This is a genomic window from Streptomyces incarnatus (assembly GCF_001027185.1).
Taxonomy (GTDB): Bacteria; Actinomycetota; Actinomycetes; order Streptomycetales; family Streptomycetaceae; genus Streptomyces; species Streptomyces puniciscabiei.
Genome location: NZ_CP011497.1, coordinates 5,495,832 through 5,512,297, shown reverse-complemented (window position 1 = coordinate 5,512,297; position 16,466 = coordinate 5,495,832). Strand labels below are relative to the sequence as shown.

Below are 16,466 nucleotides of genomic sequence, written 5' to 3'. Positions count from 1 at the left end.
ACAAAGAGAGTGAAGAAGCGCATTACTCCGGATTCCATTGAGTTATTCACATGTGGTCGGCGAATCCATTGATCGTAAAAGAAAACTATGACACCACGTCCTTGCGGGCGAATCCCCGGAAGGCAAGGGCAAACAGCACCAGCGCGTACGTCACGGAGATCGCGGTGCCCTGGATCATGCCGGACCACTCCGGGCGCGGCTGGACGGCGTCGGCCCAGGCGAACTGCCAGTGCGCGGGCAGGAAGTCGCGCCAGTGGCCGAGCGCGGTGACGGCGTCCAGGACGTTGCCGACGATGGTCAGGCCGACCGCGCCGCCGACCGCACCGAGCGGGGCGTCCGTCCTCGTCGACAGCCAGAACGCGAGCCCGGCGGTCACCAGTTGGGACACGAAGATGTACGCCACCGTCACCGCCAGGCGCGCCGCCGCCGTCCCGGTGTCCAGCGCACCGCCCGTCGGTATCTGCAGCGGGCCCCAGCCGTAGGCCGCCGTACCGGCCGCGAGGGCGACCAGCGGGAGCAGGATCATCGCGGCGAGGCTGAGCCCGAGCGCCACCGCCAGCTTGGACCACAGCAGCCGGGCGCGCGGCACGGGCGCGGCGAGCAGATAGCGCAAGGAGGACCAGCTCGCCTCCGAGGCGACCGTGTCCCCGCAGAACAGGGCGACCGGGATCACCAGCAGGAAGCCGGCCGAGACGAACAGGTTCACCGCGGCGAAGTTGGCGCCGGACGCGGTGGCGGTGTCCATCAGGGTGATCCGGCCGTCACGGCTGGAGGGGTCGCCGCCGATCGCGAAGGCGATCAGCAGCACGAACGGCAGCAGGGCGAGGACGGCGCCCATGATCAGGGTGCGGCGCCGCTTGAGCTGGCGGACCAGCTCCACCCGCAGGGGCAGGGTGTGCCGCGTCCGGTAACCGGAGGCGGCCTCGGTGAGCGTGCTCATGCTGAGCCTCCGATCAGGGTGAGGAAGGCGTCTTCCAGGCGGCGGTGCGGGCCGACCGAGGCGACGGGCACCTCGAGCCGGACCAGCTCCGCGACCAGCCGCTCGGCCGTGCCGCCGGGGTCCAGCCGGATCAGCAGCCCGCCGTCGGTGCGCACGGCGGAGGCGACGCCGGGCAGCACGGCCACCTTCTCCACGACCGGCTCCTCCACGGGGGCCGCGGTGCCGACCAGCAGCGTGTCACCGGAGCCGGTGATCTCGCCGACGGGACCGGCCTGGACGAGCCGGCCGCGGTCCATCACCACCAGGTGGGTGCAGGACTGCTCGACCTCGGCGAGGAGATGGCTGGAGACGATCACCGTACGGCCGCCGGCCGCGTAGCGGATCATCACCTCGCGCATCTCCCGTATCTGCGGCGGGTCGAGGCCGTTGGTGGGCTCGTCGAGGATGAGCAGGTCGGGCAGGCCGAGCATGGCCTGGGCGATGGCGAGGCGCTGGCGCATGCCCTGCGAGTAGGTGCGCACCGCGCGGGCGAGCGCGTCGCCGAGCCCGGCGATCTCCAGGGCCTCCTCCAGGTGGGCGTCCTGAGGGGGGCGGCCGGTGGCCCGCCAGTACAGCTCCAGGTTCTCCCGGCCGGACAGGTGCGGCAGGAAGCCCGCGCCCTCCACGAAGGCGCCGACTCTCGACAGCACGGGCGCGCCGGGCCGGATCGCGTGGCCGAAGACGCGGATCTCGCCGCCGTCCGGGGTGATCAGGCCCATCAGCATGCGCAGGGTGGTGGTCTTGCCCGCGCCGTTGGGTCCGAGCAGGCCGAGCACCTGGCCCTTCTCCACCCGGAAGGACAGCTCGCGCACCGCGTACCGGTCGGCGGACTTCGCGTACCGCTTGGTCAAGTCGCTGATGACGAGCGGCACTTCGGCCAGCTCGGGGTCGGGTGCGGGGCCGGCCGTACGACGGCGGGCGGTGAGCAGCAGGGCGAGCGCGACCGCCGCGCCGGTCGCCGGGAGCCACCAGACCCAGGCGGGCAGGGGTGCCGCGGCGGTGGTGACGGAAGGCGCCGTGGGCACGCTGAGGTCGCCCTCGAGGGAGACGGTGTAGGTGGCGGGGGCGGCCGGTGAGGCGTAGCCGAGGTCGGTGGAGGCGAGGACCAGGCGGAGCCGGTGGCCCTTCTGCACCTTGTGGTCGATGGCCGGGAGGGTGACCGCGACGTCCTTGCCGGCCCGGGCGCCGGTCACCCGGAAGGGGGCCACGAGCTGGGCGGGCAGCACCTGCTGGGTGCCGCCGGGGCCGACGTCGTAGACCTTGCCGAAGAGGACGGCGTCGGCGCTGGTCGAGGTGATGTGGACGGTCGCGGTCGGGGTGCCGGTGATCTGCAGGTCGCGGGTGAGCGGCGCGGAATCGAACGTGGCGTACTGGCCAGGGAAGTCGAGGGAGACGCCGAGGCCGAGCGCGGACAGCTGGGACAGGCCGCCGCTGCCGCCGAGGCCGGGCAGCGCGGAGACAGCGGGCGGGCTGGCGCCGGCCGGGTTGGTGACCTTCTGCGTGCCGCCGGTCAGCGGGACGGCGCGCGGGTGGGAGCGCAGGCCGGGGTAGGCGGCGGCGGTCGCGCCGCGCAACTGGGCGGTGCCGTCGGTGGAGTTCACGCCCCCGGTGCGGGTGATCCGGAAGGCCGGGCCGGTGCCGGCCGAGGCGTCGCGCTTCAGATACCGGTCGAACCACGCGCGCACGCGTGCCTGTACCCGGCCGGTCTCCATGTCGCCGCCGTCATGGCCGCCCGCGATCCAGTCGACGTCGACGGGGGCGCCGTTCGCCCGGATCGCCTTCTGGGCGGCGTCGGACTGGCCGAGGGTGAACAGGGAGTCCGTCTGGCCCTGCAGCAGCAGCGTGGGCACCTTGATGCGGGCGCCGACGGCCGAGGGCGAGCGCTCCTGGAGCAGCTCACGGGCGGCCGCGTCCGGGGTGCCGGACTCGGCGACCCGGTCGTACATCCGGCACAGGTCGGGCTCGAAGCGGGCGCAGCCGCCGCCCGTGTTGAAGAAGACGCCGGTCCACAGCTTCTTGAAGACGCCGTCCGGGAACAGGGCGTCCGCGAGGTTCCAGTACGTGATGGCCGGGGCGATGGCGTCGACCCGGTGGTCGTACCCCGCGGTGAGCAGGGAGATCGCGCCGCCGTAGGAGCCGCCGACCATGCCCACGCGCGGGTCGCCGGGTTTGTCGAGCTGGACCTCGGGCCGCTTCGCCAGCCAGTCGATGAGCCGGGAGGCGTCGGCGACCTCGCCCTTCGGGTCGTTGAGCCCGATCTTCCCGGTGGACCTGCCGAAGCCGCGCGCGGACCAGGTCAGGACCGCGTACCCGTCCCGGGCGAGGTCCTCGGCCTGCTGCCGCATGTCGTCCTTGCTGCCGCCGAAGCCGTGCGCCAGCAGGACGGCGGGGTGCCGTCCGCCGGTGGCCGGGGTGAAGTACGAGGTGTCCAGGCGGACGCCGTCGACCGCCATGACCTGGTCGGTCCGGTGCGGCGGGGGCGGGTCACCGGATGCGGCGGCCGTCCACGTCCCGGCGCCGGCCAGCACCACGACGGCGGCCGCGGCGGCGACGAGCCGGCGCGGCCCCTTGAGCGGCCCTCGCCATGAGGGCACCCGAAGATCCATGCCTCAACGGTACGGGCCGCCACCGACAACCGGGGGAGCCGCTGGGCTGAACCCCCCGCCCTCCCCCAGGACTACAGGGGCTGCCCGGCGTACCGCAGCCGTGGTACGCAAGGCCCATGGAGATTCGCCGGGCCACCACCGTCACCGAAGTCGTCGCCGCCGGGCACCTGTTCGACCATCCGGCGCGCCCGGAGTGGGCGGAGCGTTTCCTCACCACCGCCGGGCACCATCTGCTGCTGGCCCACGAGGAGGACGCGGTGGCCGGTTTCGTCAGCGGCGTGGAGACCGTGCACCCCGACAAGGGCACCGAGATGTTCCTGTACGAGCTGGCCGTGGACGAGCCGTACCGGCGCCGGGGCATCGGCCGGGCGCTCGTCCTGCGCCTCGCCGCGCTGGCCCGGGAGCAGGGCTGCTACGGGATGTGGGTGGCGGTCGACGTCGGGAACGACGTCGCCCTTGCCGCCTATCGCAGTGCGGGCGGCAAGGACGACGGTTCGTGCACGGTGTTGACCTGGGAGTTCTGACCTACACCTGGGCGCTCCCGGCCACCGGGGCGGCCGTCGCGACCGGCGTGCCCCCGGCCGCCTGCTCCTCCTCGTCCGGCCGGACGTCCTCCGGCAGGGACACCAGCCAGCGGGTCTCGCGGCGCGGGCGCAGGTAGAAGGCCCAGTAGAGGGTGGCGACCGCGGTGATGCCGCCGGTCCACCACAGGTACGACGGGTCCTGCTCGACCAGGATGTAGACGAGGACGGCGATCAGCAGGACCGGCATCGCCGGCCACAGCGGCATCCGCCACGCCTTCCGGGTGCCGTGCACGCCGCGCCGGGAGAGCAGCGCGGCGATCGCGACCAGCAGGTACAGGCCGGTGACGGCGACGCCGGTGACGCCGTAGAGGGTGTCCAGGTTGACGAAGCAGAGGAAGGCGCCCGGGACACCGACGACGAGGGTGGCGACCCAGGGGGAGCCGAACCGGCCGAGCTTGGCGAGGGCGCTGTTGACCGGGCCGGGCCAGGCCTTGTCGCGGGCGGAGGCGAACAGGACGCGGGAGTTCTGGATGACCATGACGATGCCCGCGTTGATGATCGCGAGGGCGACGCACAGGCTGACGAAGGTGCCGACGGCCGAGTTGCTCCAGGCGATGACCATGCTGGAGATGTCGCCGCCGGTCAGGGTCTTGAGGTCACCGGCGCCCAGGGTGATCGCCACGACCGGCACCAGGATGACGACGCTGGAGATGGCGAGGGTCGCGAGGACGGTACGGGCGACGCTGCGGCGCGGGTTCTCCAGCTCCTCGGAGAGGTAGATGGCGGTGGAGAAGCCCTGGGTGGCGAACAGGGCGATGGCGAGCCCGGAGAGCACCATCATGGCCGTGACCGGGCTGACGTGCGCGTGGTCACCGGCCACCTGCAGGGAGCTCACCAGGCTGCCCGCGCCCCGGTGGGAGTGGGTGAAGCCGAGCATCGCGACGACTCCCGCGGCGACGACCTCCAGGACCAGGAAGATGCCGGTGATCCAGGCGTTGGCGCGCAGGTCCAGCAGACCGGCGAGGGTGGCCGCGATCATCACGCCGGCGCCCGTCATGGACGGGTCGAGGTGGACGACCGGGGCGAGGTAGTCGGCGGTGCCCATGGCGATGACCGGAGGGACGATCATCACGACGAGCAGCGACATCACGAAGGCCAGCCAGCCGGCGAGCCGTCCGGCGAGGGTGGAGACGATGGCGTACTCGCCGCCCGCGCTGGGGATGAGGGTGCCCAGCTCGGAGTAGCAGAACGCCACGGGGATACAGAGCAGCGCGCCGATGGCGATGCACAGTGCCGTCGCCGTGCCCAGGCTGGAGAACAGGTCGGGCACGATCACGAAGAGGGTGGAGGCGGGCGTGACGCAGGACAGCGTCAGCAGGGTGCCGCCGACCACGCCGATGGAGCGCTTGAGTTGCTGAGGACTGTGCGGCGCGCCCACGGCGGATGTCTCGGCAGGGCTGAGCGTGTCGGTCATGCGGCGGTTCCGATCGACTCGTGTGACGTGAGGGTGGGGCTCGGGAGCGCGCTATCGCCTCCGGCGGATCGTGGTGCGTGTGTTGTCTCGTCCGCTCCCGGCGGTGCATAGGGAACCCCGACGAAAACCGCCGCGTCAATGGGTGTTCACCTACGGAATCCGCAGCAAAAATGCGATCAACAACGGATTCCCGTGGCAACGGTCCACATTCTCGGGCTGTTGGGCCGGTACGAGAATCGCAGTTCCCCGGCCCAAAAAAACAGGGCCGTCCGCATAGCGGACGGCCCTGTCAGGCCCTGTCGGTCGCTCAGTGGTTGCGCGGGAAGCCCAGGTCCACGCCCGCCGGGGCGTCGGCCGGGTCGGGCCAGCGGGTGGTGACGACCTTGCCGCGGGTGTAGAAGTGCGTGCCGTCGTTGCCGTAGATGTGGTGGTCGCCGAAGAGCGAGTCCTTCCAGCCGCCGAAGGAGTGGTAGCCCACCGGCACCGGGATCGGCACGTTCACGCCGACCATGCCCGCCTCGATCTCCAGCTGGAAGCGGCGGGCCGCGCCGCCGTCCCGGGTGAAGATGGCGGTGCCGTTGCCGAACGGCGAGGCGTTGATGAGCGCCACGCCCTCCTCGTAGGTGCCGACGCGCAGCACGCACAGCACCGGGCCGAAGATCTCGTCCTGGTAGGCCCTGGCGCCGGCCGGCACCTTGTCGAGCAGCGAGATGCCGATCCAGTGGCCGTCCTCGAAGCCCTCGACGGTGTATCCGGTGCCGTCCAGGACCACCTCGGCGCCCTCGGCCGCCGCGCCCTCGACGTAGGAGGCCACCTTGTCGCGGTGGGCGGCGGTGATCAGCGGGCCCATCTCGGACGCCGGGTCGTTGCCCGGACCGATCTTGATCTTCTCGGCGCGCTCGCGGATCTTCTCCACCAGCGTGTCACCGATGGCACCGACCGCCACGACCGCCGAGATCGCCATGCAGCGCTCGCCCGCCGAGCCGTAGGCCGCGCTCACCGCCGCGTCGGCCGCCGCGTCCAGGTCGGCGTCCGGCAGCACCAGCATGTGGTTCTTGGCCCCGCCCAGCGCCTGCACCCGCTTGCCGTGGGCCGAGGCGGTGGTGTGGATGTAGCGGGCGATCGGGGTCGAGCCGACGAAGGAGACGGCCTTGACGTCCGGGTGCTCCAGCAGCCGGTCGACGGCCACCTTGTCGCCGTGCACGACGTTGAAGACGCCGTCCGGCAGCCCGGCCTCGCTCAGCAGCTCGGCGATCCGGACGGACGCCGACGGGTCCTTCTCGCTCGGCTTCAGCACGAACGTGTTGCCGCACGCGATGGCGATCGGGAACATCCACATCGGGACCATCGCCGGGAAGTTGAACGGCGTGATGCCGGCGACGACACCGAGCGGCTGGCGGATCGCGGCCACGTCGACGCGGCTGGCGACCTGCGTGGACAGCTCGCCCTTCAGCTGCACGTTGATGCCGCAGGCCAGGTCCACGATCTCCAGACCGCGCGCGACCTCGCCGAGGGCGTCCGAGTGCACCTTGCCGTGCTCGGCGGTGATCAGCTCGGCGATCTCGTCGCGGTGCGCGTCGAGCAGCGCGCGGAACCGGAAGAGGATGGTGGTCCGCTGGGCCAGCGAGGACTGGCCCCAGGTGGTGAAGGCGTCCTTGGCCGCCGCCACGGCCGCGTCCACCTCCTCCACCGACGCGAACGCGACCTTCGTGGTGACCGCGCCGGTCGCCGGGTCGGTGACCGGCCCGTACGTGCCCGACGCGCCTTCGACGGTCTTCCCGCCGATCCAGTGGTTGACGATCTTCGTCATGCCCAGAGACTCCTTCTTACAGATGGCGGCGTCGGGTCGAGACGTGCCGTTCGTACAGCTCACGTGCCTTGACCGCCGACGGTCGGGTCGCGGTCTCGGCCACAGGAACATCCCACCAGGCCTGCGCCGGAGGCGCGCCCGACACAGTGTCGGACGTTTCGGTCTCCACGTAGACACATGTGGGAGTGTCGGCGGCGCGCGCCTCGGCGAGCGCCTCGCGCAGCTCCCGCACGGTCTTCGCGCGCAGCACCCGCATGCCGAGGCTGGCCGCGTTGGCGGCGAGGTCGACCGGCAGCGGGGCGCCCGTGAACGTCCCGTCCCCGGCCTGGAACCGGTAGGCGGTGCCGAACCGCTCGCCGCCCACCGACTCCGAGAGCCCGCCGATGGACGCGTACCCGTGGTTCTGCACCAGCAGGATCTTGATCGCGACGCCCTCCTGCACGGCCGTCACGATCTCCGTCGGCATCATCAGGTACGTGCCGTCGCCGACCAGCGCCCACACGTTCCGCTCCGGCGCGGCCAGCTTCACCCCGAGGGCGGCCGGGATCTCGTAGCCCATGCAGGAGTAGCCGTACTCCAGGTGGTACTGGTCCACCGACCGCGCCCGCCACAGCTTGTGCAGGTCGCCGGGGAGCGAACCGGCCGCGTTGACGATGATGTCCGAGTCGTCCACCAGGGCGTCCAGGGCGCCGAGGACCTGCGGCTGGGTGGGCCGTACGTCGAGCTCCTCGGCCTCGAAGCAGGCGTCGACGCGCTGCTCCCAGCGCTCCTTGTCCTCCGTGTACTCGGTGACGTACGACTCCGCCACCTTGTGCCCGTGCATCACCAGCGCCTCGGTCAGCTCGCCCAGGCCGCTGCGGGCGTCGGCGACCAGCGGGAGCCCGGACAGCTTGTGGCCGTCGAAGGGCGCGATGTTGAGGTTGAGGAAGCGGACGTCCGGGTTCTCGAAGAGGGTGCCGGAGGCCGTGGTGAAGTCGGTGTAGCGGGTGCCGACGCCGATCACCAGGTCGGCGGTGCGGGCCAGCTCGTCGGCGGTCGCGGTGCCGGTGTGGCCGACGCCGCCGACGTCCTGCGGATGGTCGTACCGCAGCGAGCCCTTGCCGGCCTGGGTGGAGGCGACCGGGACGCCGGTGGCCGACGCGAACTCGGCGAGGGCCGTCTCGGCGCGGCTGTGGTGGACTCCGCCGCCGGCGATGACCAGCGGCCTCCTCGAGGCGCGGACCACCCGGACCGCCTCGGCCAGCTCGGTCGGGTCCGCGCCCGGCCGTCGTACGGTCCACACCCGCTCGGCGAAGAACTCCTCCGGCCAGTCGAAGGCCTCCGCCTGCACGTCCTGGGGCAGGGCGAGGGTCACCGCGCCGGTCTCCACCGGGTCGGTGAGGACCCGCATGGCCTGCAGGGCGCTCGGGATCAGGGCTTCGGGGCGGGTGATGCGGTCGAAGTACTTCGACACCGGGCGCAGGGTGTCGTTGACCGACACATCGCCCGCGTACGGCACCTCCAGCTGCTGCAGGACCGGGTCGGCGGGCCGGGTGGCGAAGACGTCGCCGGGCAGCAGCAGGACCGGGAGGTGGTTGATGGTGGCCAGGGCGGCGCCGGTGACCAGGTTGGTCGCGCCCGGGCCGATCGACGTCGTCACCGCGTGCGTGGACAGGCGGTTCGACTGGCGGGCGTAGCCGACGGCCGCGTGCACCATGGACTGCTCGTTGCGGCCCTGGTGGTACGGCATCACGTCGGCGTACTCGACCAGCGCCTGGCCGAGCCCCGCGACATTGCCGTGGCCGAAGATGCCCCAGGTGGCGCCGATCAGCCGCTGCCGTGCGCCGTCCCGTTCGGTGTACTGGGCGGCGAGGAAACGGACCAGCGCCTGGGCGACGGTCAGCCGGGTCGTCGTCATCGGTACCCCTCTGTGCTTTCTGCGTGGGCCGGGTGGAAGCAGATCCGCCACTCCCGGGTCTGGCCCAGGCCCGCCATGACGTTCAGGTAGTACATGTCGTGCCCGGGCTGGGCGATGGACGGGCCGTGCCAGCCGTCGGGGACGAGGACGGCGTCGCCGGAGCGGACCTCGGCGAGGACGTCCGCGCCGCCCTCGCGCGAGGGGGACACGCGCTGGTAGCCGAGTCCGTGCGGGCCGTCGATCTCGAAGTAGTAGATCTCCTCCAGCTCGGACTCCTCGCCCGGCCGGTGCTCGTCGTGCTTGTGCGGCGGGTACGACGACCAGTTGCCGCCCGGTGTGACCACCTCGACGGCGATCAGCTTGTCGCACTCGAAGGAGTCCGCCGAGGCGAAGTTGCGCACCTTGCGGGCGCAGGTGCCGCTGCCGCGCTCCTCGACGGGGACCTCCGGCGCGGGGCCGTAGCGGGCGGGGAGTCGTCGCTCGCACTTCGCTCCTGCCAGGGCGAAGCGGCCTCCCGCGCCGGAGGCGATCTGGACCCGGGTGTCCCGGGGCGCGTACACGAAGTCGGAGACCCCGGCGAACACGCTTTCCCGGCCCAGGAGTTGGAACTCGTTTCCTTCGATTTGTACGGTACATCCGCCTTCCAGCGGAAGCACGATCCACTCGCTGTCCCCGGTGGTGAACGTATGGCTGCCGCCGGGCGCCAGTTCGACCACGCGCAGACTGCTGTAGGTCCAGCCGGCCACCTTGGGATCGATGTCGACGGCGTACTGGGCGTTCGCGGTGGCGCCCCTGGGCAGATGCAGATCGGTGCTGGTCATGCGGCCCTCACAGCAGTCCTACGGCGGTGTCCACGGCGGCGGCCACGTCGCCGTCCGCCGGATACAGCAGCGAGCGGCCGACCACCAGGCCGCGCACGGTGGGCAGTTGCAGCGCGCCGCGCCACTTGTCGTAGGCGGCGACCTGGTCCTCGGGCGAGTCCCCGATGTCCCCGCCGAGCAGCACGGCCGGCAGGGTGGAGGTCTCCATGACCCGGGCCATGTCGCCGGGGTTCTCGGTGACCGGCACCTTCAGCCAGGTGTAGGCCGAGGAGCCGCCGAGGCCGGAGGCGATGGCGATGGACCGGGTGACCGCCTCGGCGGACAGGTCGTTGCGCACCCTGCCCTCGGGGGTGCGGCGGCTGATGAACGGCTCCACGAACACCGGCAGCCGGCGCGCGGCCATCTCGTCGATGGCGCGGGCGGTGGACTCCAGGGTGGTCAGGGAGCCGGGGTCGTCGTAGTCGATGCGCAGCAGCAGCTTGCCCGCGTCGAAACCGAGCCGCTGGATGTCCTCGGGGCGGTGGCCGGTGAACCGGTCGTCCAGTTCGAAGCTGGCCCCCTGCAGTCCGCCCCGGTTCATGGAGCCCATGACCACCTTGTGGTCGAGGGCGCCGAGCAGGAGCAGGTCGTCCAGGATGTCGGCGGTGGCGAGGACGCCGTCGACGCCGGGGCGGCTCAGCGCCAGGCAGAGGCGTTCGAGGAGGTCGGCGCGGTTGGCCATGGCGAGCCTGCGGTCGCCGACACCCAGGGCGCCCCGGGCGGGGTGGTCGGCGGCGACGATCATCAGCTTGCCGCTCTCGTTGAGGAGCGGCCTGCGGGCCCGGCGGGTGGCGGCCTCGGCGATCGCCTCCGGGTGGTGGGTGCGGATACGGACGAGCTCGGCGACGTCGACCCGGCGATGCGGGGAGCCTGCGGCGCCCTCGCGGCGAAGGGCGGCGGTGGCGGCGCGGTCGCGGGGGGTCGCGGTCGTGCCGGTGCCCTCGCGGGGGGTCGCGGTCGTGCCGGTGCCCTCGCGGGGGGTCACGGTGGCCTCGGCGGCCGCACCGCCCTCGGTGTGCGTCCCCGTGACCCGGCCCGCCCTCACAGCACCGCTCCGGCGTCGAGCGCGGCGGCCACCTCGTCGGGGGTGGGCATCGCGGAGGAGCACTCCAGGCGGGAGGCGACGATGGCGCCGGCCGCGTTGGCGTGCCGCATGATCGTCTCCAGGTCCCAGCCCGCGAGGAGACCGTGGCACAGGGAGCCGCCGAAGGCGTCCCCGGCACCGAGGCCGTTGAGGACGTCGACGGGCAGGGGTGGTACCTCGGCGGACTCCCCCGAGGCACTGACCGCCAGGACGCCCTTGGGGCCCTGTTTGACCACGGCGATCTCCACGCCGGCGGCGAGCAGCGCGCGGGCGGCGGCGTGCGGCTCGCGCACCCCGGTCGCCACCTCCACCTCGTCCAGGTTGCCGACGGCGACCGTGGTGTGGCGCAGGGCCTCGGCGTAGAAGGGGCGGGCCGCGTCGGGGTCGGTCCAGAACATCGGCCGCCAGTCGAGGTCGAAGACCGTGGTGCCCGCCTTCGCCCGGTGGGCGAGGGCCGCGAGGGTCGCCGTACGGCTGGGCTCCTCGCTCAGGCCGGTGCCGGTCATCCAGAAGATACGGGCGTCACGGATGGCGTCGAGATCGAGCTCATGGGCGTCGATCTCCAGGTCGGGCGCCTTGGGCCGGCGGTAGAAGTAGAGCGGGAAGTCGTCCGGTGGGAAGACCTCGCAGAAGGTGACCGGGGTCGGCAGCCCCTGGACCGGGGTGACCCAGCGGTCGTCCACGCCGAAGCCGCGCAGCGCCTCGTGCAGATAGGCGCCGAACGGGTCGTCGCCCGTGCGGGTGATCACGGCGGTGTGCCGGCCGAGCCGGGCCGCCGCGACCGCGACGTTGGTCGCCGACCCGCCGAGGAACTTGCCGAAGGACGACACCCGGGCGAGCGGGACACCGGTCTGCAGCGGGTAGAGGTCCACTCCGATCCGCCCCATCGTGATCAGGTCGTACGCCATCGGCTTCCCTTCGTCATGGCTCTCCCCGGCTTTCTAGTCCCGTACGGCGAACCCTGTCAATGTTTTGTCCAGACATTCGGACCAGCTCTTGACACCGCTTTCCGGACGCCCGCACGCTGGCGCCCATGACGTCGCTGTCTCCCTCCTCCTCACTGTCCCGGATCCGGATCGGATCGGCGCCCGACTCCTGGGGCGTGTGGTTCCCCGACGACCCCCGCCAGGTGCCCTGGCAGCGCTTCCTCGACGAGGTGGCCGACTCCGGCTACGAGTGGATCGAGCTCGGCCCCTACGGCTACCTCCCCAGCGACCCCGCGGTGCTCGCCGACGAGACCGCGCGGCGCGGCCTGAAGGTCTCGGCCGGCACCGTGTTCACCGGCCTGCACCACGGGGAGGCCGTGTGGGACAAGACCTGGGCGCACGTGTCGGACATCGCCGCGCTGACCCAGGCGATGGGGGCGCGCCATCTGGTCGTCATCCCCTCCTTCTGGCGGGACGACAAGACGGGCGAGGTGCTGGAGCCGGACACGCTCACCGCCGAACAGTGGCGGAACCTGACCTCACTGACCGAGCGGCTGGGGCGGGAGGTGCGGGAGCGCTACGGGCTGACCATCGTCGTCCATCCGCATGCCGACACCCACATCGACAGTGAGGAGAACGTCAGCCGGTTCCTCGACGGCACGGACTCCGGCCTGGTGTCGCTGTGCCTGGACACCGGGCACTACGCGTACTGCGGCGGGGACAGCGTCAAGCTGATCGAGACGTACGGGGAGCGGATCGGGTACCTGCACCTCAAGCAGGTGGATCCGCGGATCCTGGCGGACGTACGGGCCGAGGGGACGCCGTTCGGGCCGGCGGTGGCGCGGGGCGTGATGTGCGAACCGCCGCGCGGGGTACCGGAGTTGGGTCCCGTGCTGGCCGCCGCCCAGCGGCTGGGGGTGGATCTGTTCGCGATCGTGGAGCAGGACATGTATCCCTGCGCCCCGGACGCGCCGTTGCCCATCGCCCGGCGGACCCGGGCGTTCCTCCGGTCCTGCGGGGTGTAGGGCGCGCACGGCGCCGCCGGGGTCGACACCCTCGCCGCGCCCCTTACCGGGTGCCGCCCCGCCGTAGCACGATGGGGCGATGGCGAGTGGGGAGACCGTCGCCCGGCGGCCGCATCCGGCGCTGCGCCCGGGAGTGCTGAGCTATCGCGGTGTCCGGGTGCACCTCGGCCGGCCGCGCCGTCGGCTGGAGGCGCCGATCGGGGCGGCCACCTTGCTGCTGGGGTTCGAGCAGCCGGTGCGCATCTGCCGGGCCGGCCGGCCCCCGGTGTCGCTGGTGTCCGTGGTCAACGGGCTGACCACCACGCCCGCCCTCGGCGAGCACGGCGGCCGTCTGTCCGGCATCGAGGTGCTGCTCGCTCCGTGGGCCGCGTTCACGCTGTTCGGCACGCCCCAGTTCGAGCTGGCCGATCGGTCGGTGGACGCCGAGGAGTTCCGTCTCGGTGACCTGGCCGGCGCGCTGGCCGCGCTGCCCGGCTGGCCGCAGCGGTTCGCGCTGCTCGACCAGGTGTTGCTGGAGCGGTTCCGGGCCGGTGCGCCCGCCTCCGAGCGGGTGGTGCACGCCTGGTCGCTGCTGCGGCGCCACGCCGGCGTGCTTCCGGTGCCCCGGCTGGCCGAGGAAGTGGGCTGGAGCGTGCGGCACCTGGAGAACCGCTTCCGGGAACAGATCGGCCTGCCCCCGAAGGCGGCGGCCCGGGTGCTGCGGCTGCAGCGGGCGCGGCGGCTGCTGGCCGCGGGCCATGGGCAGGCGGAGACCGCGGCGGTCTGCGGGTACTACGACCAGGCGCACTTCAGCGGCGAGTTCAGGGCCATGACGGGCTGCACTCCGGGCGAGTTCCTGGCGGCCCGGCGGCTGCCGGCGGCGGGCGCCGTGACCGACCGGCTGGCGGGCGAGGCCACCAGCCTGCTCCTCACCTCCGGCCGCGGTGCGCTTTTTTCCAAGACCCGCGCGGGCCGGGCCCGGCACGCTGACCCCCAGGCCGGCACGCTCCCGGGGGAAGCGGGGGCCTCCGGCGGCCAGGGGGACTGATCCAGGCGGGCACTCCTGGGTGAAGCGGCCGCGGGAGGGTGCGGGGAGGCCGGCGGGCCGGGTCTGACGCAGCAGGCCCGGCCCGCCCTTCCGCCCTGGTTTCCCCTGCCGTGGATCACCGGATCACCTGAACCGTCGCCCCGGTGGATCGGCGCGGAATCAACGCGCCGCGCCGACGCGCCTGCGTACGCCTTTGCGTCGGCTGTGTCACAAACACCCCTTCCCTGTGACACATGTCCCGTGTACGCGGGCCCCGCGTCACATCCTGCCGACAGGCACGGTCCCCTGGTCACGCTGCGTCGTTCACCGGGCACAGGCTCGGTGATCGCCAGCGCAGCGCCCGGCTCCCCCGACGGCCGCCCCCGGCCGCCGCTGCGGCGCGCGCAGGGAGGTGCAACTCATGACCGACCAAAGGCTCTGGTCCTACAAGGAGATCGCGGCGCACATCAAGGTGCAGCCGGACACCGTACGGTCCTACCGCAAGCACGGGCTGCTGCCCCCGCCCGACCGTGTGGAGGGCGGCAAGCCCTACTGGTACGCCGACACCGTCCGCGCCTGGGTCGCCTCCCGGCCCGGCAACCGCGGCCGTAGGTGACCCGCACCGTAAATCGGCTGTGCCCCACCGGCCGCGTGGGGCACAGTCACCATCATGAGCTTCTCCGTCAAACCCACCCTGACCGGCCGGAAGACCGTCCTGCGGCCCTTCACCGAGGCCGACGCCGACGTGATGTGGGAGATCATCGCCGACCCCGAGGTCGTCCGCTTCACCTTCGAGCCGTCCACCGAACTCACCCTGGACCGGGTGCGGTCCTGGTACGGCTCCCGGGCCACCGCGCCCGACCGCCTGGACCTGGCCGTCACGGACCCCGGGACCGGTGAGCTCCTGGGCGAGGCCGTCCTCCACGAGTACGACCCCGCCACCGGAAACTGCACCTTCCGCACGCTCCTCGGCCCCCGGGGCCGCGGCCGCGGCATCGGCACGGAGGCGACCCGGCTGATCGTCGGCTACGGCTTCGAGCAACTCGGGCTGCATCGCGTGCAGTTGGAGGTGTACGGCCACAACGCGCGGGCCCGGCGGGTCTACGAGAAGGTCGGATTCGTGGTCGAGGGCGTGCGCCGTGAGGTGCAGCGGCGTGACGGTGAGTGGGCCGACGAGGTGATCATGTCGATCCTGGACCGGGAGTGGGCCGCGCTCAGCGCCACGGCTCGATGACCGTGACCCCGGCCCCCGGCGCCGTACCCATCGCCGCGAGCGCCGCCGGTGCGGCGCCGAGGGGGATGGTGGACGTCACCAGGAGGTCGGGGCTGAGCACGCCGGCGCGGACCAGGCGGAGCATCTCGGGGTAGGTGCGGGCGGCCATGCCGTGGCTGCCGAGCAGTTCGAGCTCCAGGGCGATGGCGCGGGCCAGCGGGACGGGGGTGGTGCCGTCGGCCGAGGGCAGCAGGCCGACCTGGACATGCCGGCCGCGGCGGCGCAGGCCGTTCACGGACGCGGCGCAGGTGGCGGGCGAGCCGAGGGCGTCCAGGGAGAGATGGGCACCGCCGCCGGTCAGTCCGCGGACGGCGGCGGCCGTGTCCGGGGTGCCGGTCGCGTCCAGGCAGTGCGCGGCGCCGAACTTCCGTGCCAGGCCGAGGGACTGGGGTGACACGTCGACGGCGATCACGCGCGCGCCCGACGCCGCCGCGATCATCACCGCCGACAGCCCCACCCCGCCGCAGCCGTGCACCGCGACCCACTCCCCCGCCGCCACCCGGCCCTGCTGCACCACCGCGCGGAAGGCGGTGGCGAAACGGCAGCCGAGGGCGGCGGCGGTGCCGTACGCCATGTCGTCCGGGATCGCGACCAGGTTGACGTCGGCGTGGTCGAGGGCGACGTACTCGGCGAAGGAGCCCCAGTGGTGGAAGCCCGGCTGGGTCTGGCGTTCGCACACCTGCTGGTCGCCCGCCGCGCAGGCCGGGCAGGTGCCGCAGGCGCAGACGAACGGCACGGTGACCCGGTCGCCGGGCCGCCACCCCGACACCCGGGTGCCCACCGACTCGACGACACCGGCGAGTTCGTGCCCGGGCACGTGCGGCAGCGTGATGTCGGGGTCGTGCCCCATCCAGCCGTGCCAGTCGCTGCGGCAGAGCCCGGTGGCCTCCACCCGGACGACCACGCCGTGCGCCGCGGGTTCCGGGTCGGGCACGTTCCGCACCTCGGCCGGCTCGCCGTACCGCTCGAACACCACCGCGCGCATCCGCACCCCTTTCGGAA

14 protein-coding genes are annotated in these 16,466 nt (G+C 72.7%); 5 read left to right on the top strand and 9 right to left on the bottom strand.

Annotation, left to right across the window (positions count from 1 at the left end):
* Positions 1 to 85: 85 nt before the first annotated feature.
* Positions 86 to 940: an ABC transporter permease gene (locus ABB07_RS24830; RefSeq protein WP_208900785.1), complete on the bottom strand. Its 855-nt coding sequence runs from the start codon at positions 938 to 940 to the stop codon at positions 86 to 88.
* Positions 937 to 3,585, bottom strand: coding sequence for a CocE/NonD family hydrolase (locus ABB07_RS24825; protein WP_208900784.1), 2,649 nt, complete (start codon positions 3,583 to 3,585; stop codon positions 937 to 939). The genes ABB07_RS24830 and ABB07_RS24825 overlap by 4 nt, the downstream gene beginning before the upstream one ends.
* A gap of 116 nt (positions 3,586 to 3,701) precedes the next feature.
* Between ABB07_RS24825 and ABB07_RS24820 the strand changes: the two genes are divergently transcribed.
* On the top strand, positions 3,702 to 4,109 hold the full coding sequence (locus ABB07_RS24820; RefSeq protein WP_208900783.1) for a GNAT family N-acetyltransferase: 408 nt from the start codon (positions 3,702 to 3,704) through the stop codon (positions 4,107 to 4,109).
* 1 nt (position 4,110) lies between these two features.
* On the opposite strand, the gene ABB07_RS24815 is transcribed toward ABB07_RS24820, so the two are convergent.
* From ABB07_RS24815 to iolC, 6 genes are all read right to left on the bottom strand, one after another.
* Positions 4,111 to 5,583 (bottom strand): APC family permease, encoded by a 1,473-nt coding sequence (locus tag ABB07_RS24815; RefSeq protein WP_208900782.1) that lies wholly within the window; start codon positions 5,581 to 5,583, stop codon positions 4,111 to 4,113.
* A 307-nt stretch (positions 5,584 to 5,890) separates the two neighbouring features.
* Positions 5,891 to 7,393 (bottom strand): CoA-acylating methylmalonate-semialdehyde dehydrogenase, encoded by a 1,503-nt coding sequence (gene mmsA / locus ABB07_RS24810; RefSeq protein WP_208900781.1) that lies wholly within the window; start codon positions 7,391 to 7,393, stop codon positions 5,891 to 5,893.
* Between the two features lie 16 nt (positions 7,394 to 7,409).
* Positions 7,410 to 9,290: a 3D-(3,5/4)-trihydroxycyclohexane-1,2-dione acylhydrolase (decyclizing) gene (iolD, locus tag ABB07_RS24805; RefSeq protein WP_208900780.1), complete on the bottom strand. Its 1,881-nt coding sequence runs from the start codon at positions 9,288 to 9,290 to the stop codon at positions 7,410 to 7,412.
* Positions 9,287 to 10,111: a 5-deoxy-glucuronate isomerase gene (gene iolB, locus ABB07_RS24800; protein WP_208900779.1), complete on the bottom strand. Its 825-nt coding sequence runs from the start codon at positions 10,109 to 10,111 to the stop codon at positions 9,287 to 9,289. The genes iolD and iolB overlap by 4 nt, the downstream gene beginning before the upstream one ends.
* A 7-nt stretch (positions 10,112 to 10,118) precedes the next feature.
* On the bottom strand, positions 10,119 to 10,979 hold the full coding sequence (locus ABB07_RS24795) for a Cgl0159 family (beta/alpha)8-fold protein (protein WP_208903604.1): 861 nt from the start codon (positions 10,977 to 10,979) through the stop codon (positions 10,119 to 10,121).
* 212 nt (positions 10,980 to 11,191) lie between these two features.
* The gene (gene iolC / locus ABB07_RS24790) at positions 11,192 to 12,142 is read right to left on the bottom strand and encodes a 5-dehydro-2-deoxygluconokinase (protein WP_208900778.1); all 951 of its coding nucleotides are present in this window, start codon (positions 12,140 to 12,142) and stop codon (positions 11,192 to 11,194) included.
* Between the two features lie 125 nt (positions 12,143 to 12,267).
* On the opposite strand from iolC, the gene ABB07_RS24785 reads away from it, so the two are divergent.
* The 4 genes from ABB07_RS24785 (at position 12,268) to ABB07_RS24770 (ending at position 15,425) form a co-directional block, all read left to right on the top strand.
* Entirely contained in the window at positions 12,268 to 13,185 is a 918-nt protein-coding gene (locus tag ABB07_RS24785) for a sugar phosphate isomerase/epimerase family protein (RefSeq protein WP_208900777.1), read from the top strand.
* 79 nt (positions 13,186 to 13,264) lie between these two features.
* Positions 13,265 to 14,212: a helix-turn-helix domain-containing protein gene (locus ABB07_RS24780; RefSeq protein WP_208900776.1), complete on the top strand. Its 948-nt coding sequence runs from the start codon at positions 13,265 to 13,267 to the stop codon at positions 14,210 to 14,212.
* Between the two features lie 400 nt (positions 14,213 to 14,612).
* Positions 14,613 to 14,807: a helix-turn-helix transcriptional regulator gene (locus ABB07_RS24775; RefSeq protein ID WP_208900775.1), complete on the top strand. Its 195-nt coding sequence runs from the start codon at positions 14,613 to 14,615 to the stop codon at positions 14,805 to 14,807.
* Between the two features lie 54 nt (positions 14,808 to 14,861).
* Positions 14,862 to 15,425: a GNAT family N-acetyltransferase gene (locus tag ABB07_RS24770; protein WP_208900774.1), complete on the top strand. Its 564-nt coding sequence runs from the start codon at positions 14,862 to 14,864 to the stop codon at positions 15,423 to 15,425.
* On the opposite strand, the gene ABB07_RS24765 is transcribed toward ABB07_RS24770, so the two are convergent.
* Positions 15,406 to 16,449, bottom strand: coding sequence for a zinc-dependent alcohol dehydrogenase family protein (locus ABB07_RS24765; RefSeq protein ID WP_208900773.1), 1,044 nt, complete (start codon positions 16,447 to 16,449; stop codon positions 15,406 to 15,408). The two genes, ABB07_RS24770 and ABB07_RS24765, sit on opposite strands and share 20 nt — an antisense overlap.
* Positions 16,450 to 16,466: the final 17 nt, after the last annotated feature.

What these genes read in the sequence shown, in the direction of transcription:
- ABB07_RS24830 (WP_208900785.1), bottom strand. Translation starts at nt 940, where the DNA reads ATGAGCACGCTCACCGAGGCCGCCTCCGGTTACCGGACGCGGCACACC.
- ABB07_RS24825 (WP_208900784.1), bottom strand. Translation starts at nt 3,585, where the DNA reads ATGGATCTTCGGGTGCCCTCATGGCGAGGGCCGCTCAAGGGGCCGCGC.
- ABB07_RS24820 (WP_208900783.1), top strand. Translation starts at nt 3,702, where the DNA reads ATGGAGATTCGCCGGGCCACCACCGTCACCGAAGTCGTCGCCGCCGGG.
- ABB07_RS24815 (WP_208900782.1), bottom strand. Translation starts at nt 5,583, where the DNA reads ATGACCGACACGCTCAGCCCTGCCGAGACATCCGCCGTGGGCGCGCCG.
- mmsA (WP_208900781.1), bottom strand. Translation starts at nt 7,393, where the DNA reads ATGACGAAGATCGTCAACCACTGGATCGGCGGGAAGACCGTCGAAGGC.
- iolD (WP_208900780.1), bottom strand. Translation starts at nt 9,290, where the DNA reads ATGACGACGACCCGGCTGACCGTCGCCCAGGCGCTGGTCCGTTTCCTC.
- iolB (WP_208900779.1), bottom strand. Translation starts at nt 10,111, where the DNA reads ATGACCAGCACCGATCTGCATCTGCCCAGGGGCGCCACCGCGAACGCC.
- iolC (WP_208900778.1), bottom strand. Translation starts at nt 12,142, where the DNA reads ATGGCGTACGACCTGATCACGATGGGGCGGATCGGAGTGGACCTCTAC.
- ABB07_RS24785 (WP_208900777.1), top strand. Translation starts at nt 12,268, where the DNA reads ATGACGTCGCTGTCTCCCTCCTCCTCACTGTCCCGGATCCGGATCGGA.
- ABB07_RS24780 (WP_208900776.1), top strand. Translation starts at nt 13,265, where the DNA reads ATGGCGAGTGGGGAGACCGTCGCCCGGCGGCCGCATCCGGCGCTGCGC.
- ABB07_RS24775 (WP_208900775.1), top strand. Translation starts at nt 14,613, where the DNA reads ATGACCGACCAAAGGCTCTGGTCCTACAAGGAGATCGCGGCGCACATC.
- ABB07_RS24770 (WP_208900774.1), top strand. Translation starts at nt 14,862, where the DNA reads ATGAGCTTCTCCGTCAAACCCACCCTGACCGGCCGGAAGACCGTCCTG.
- ABB07_RS24765 (WP_208900773.1), bottom strand. Translation starts at nt 16,449, where the DNA reads ATGCGCGCGGTGGTGTTCGAGCGGTACGGCGAGCCGGCCGAGGTGCGG.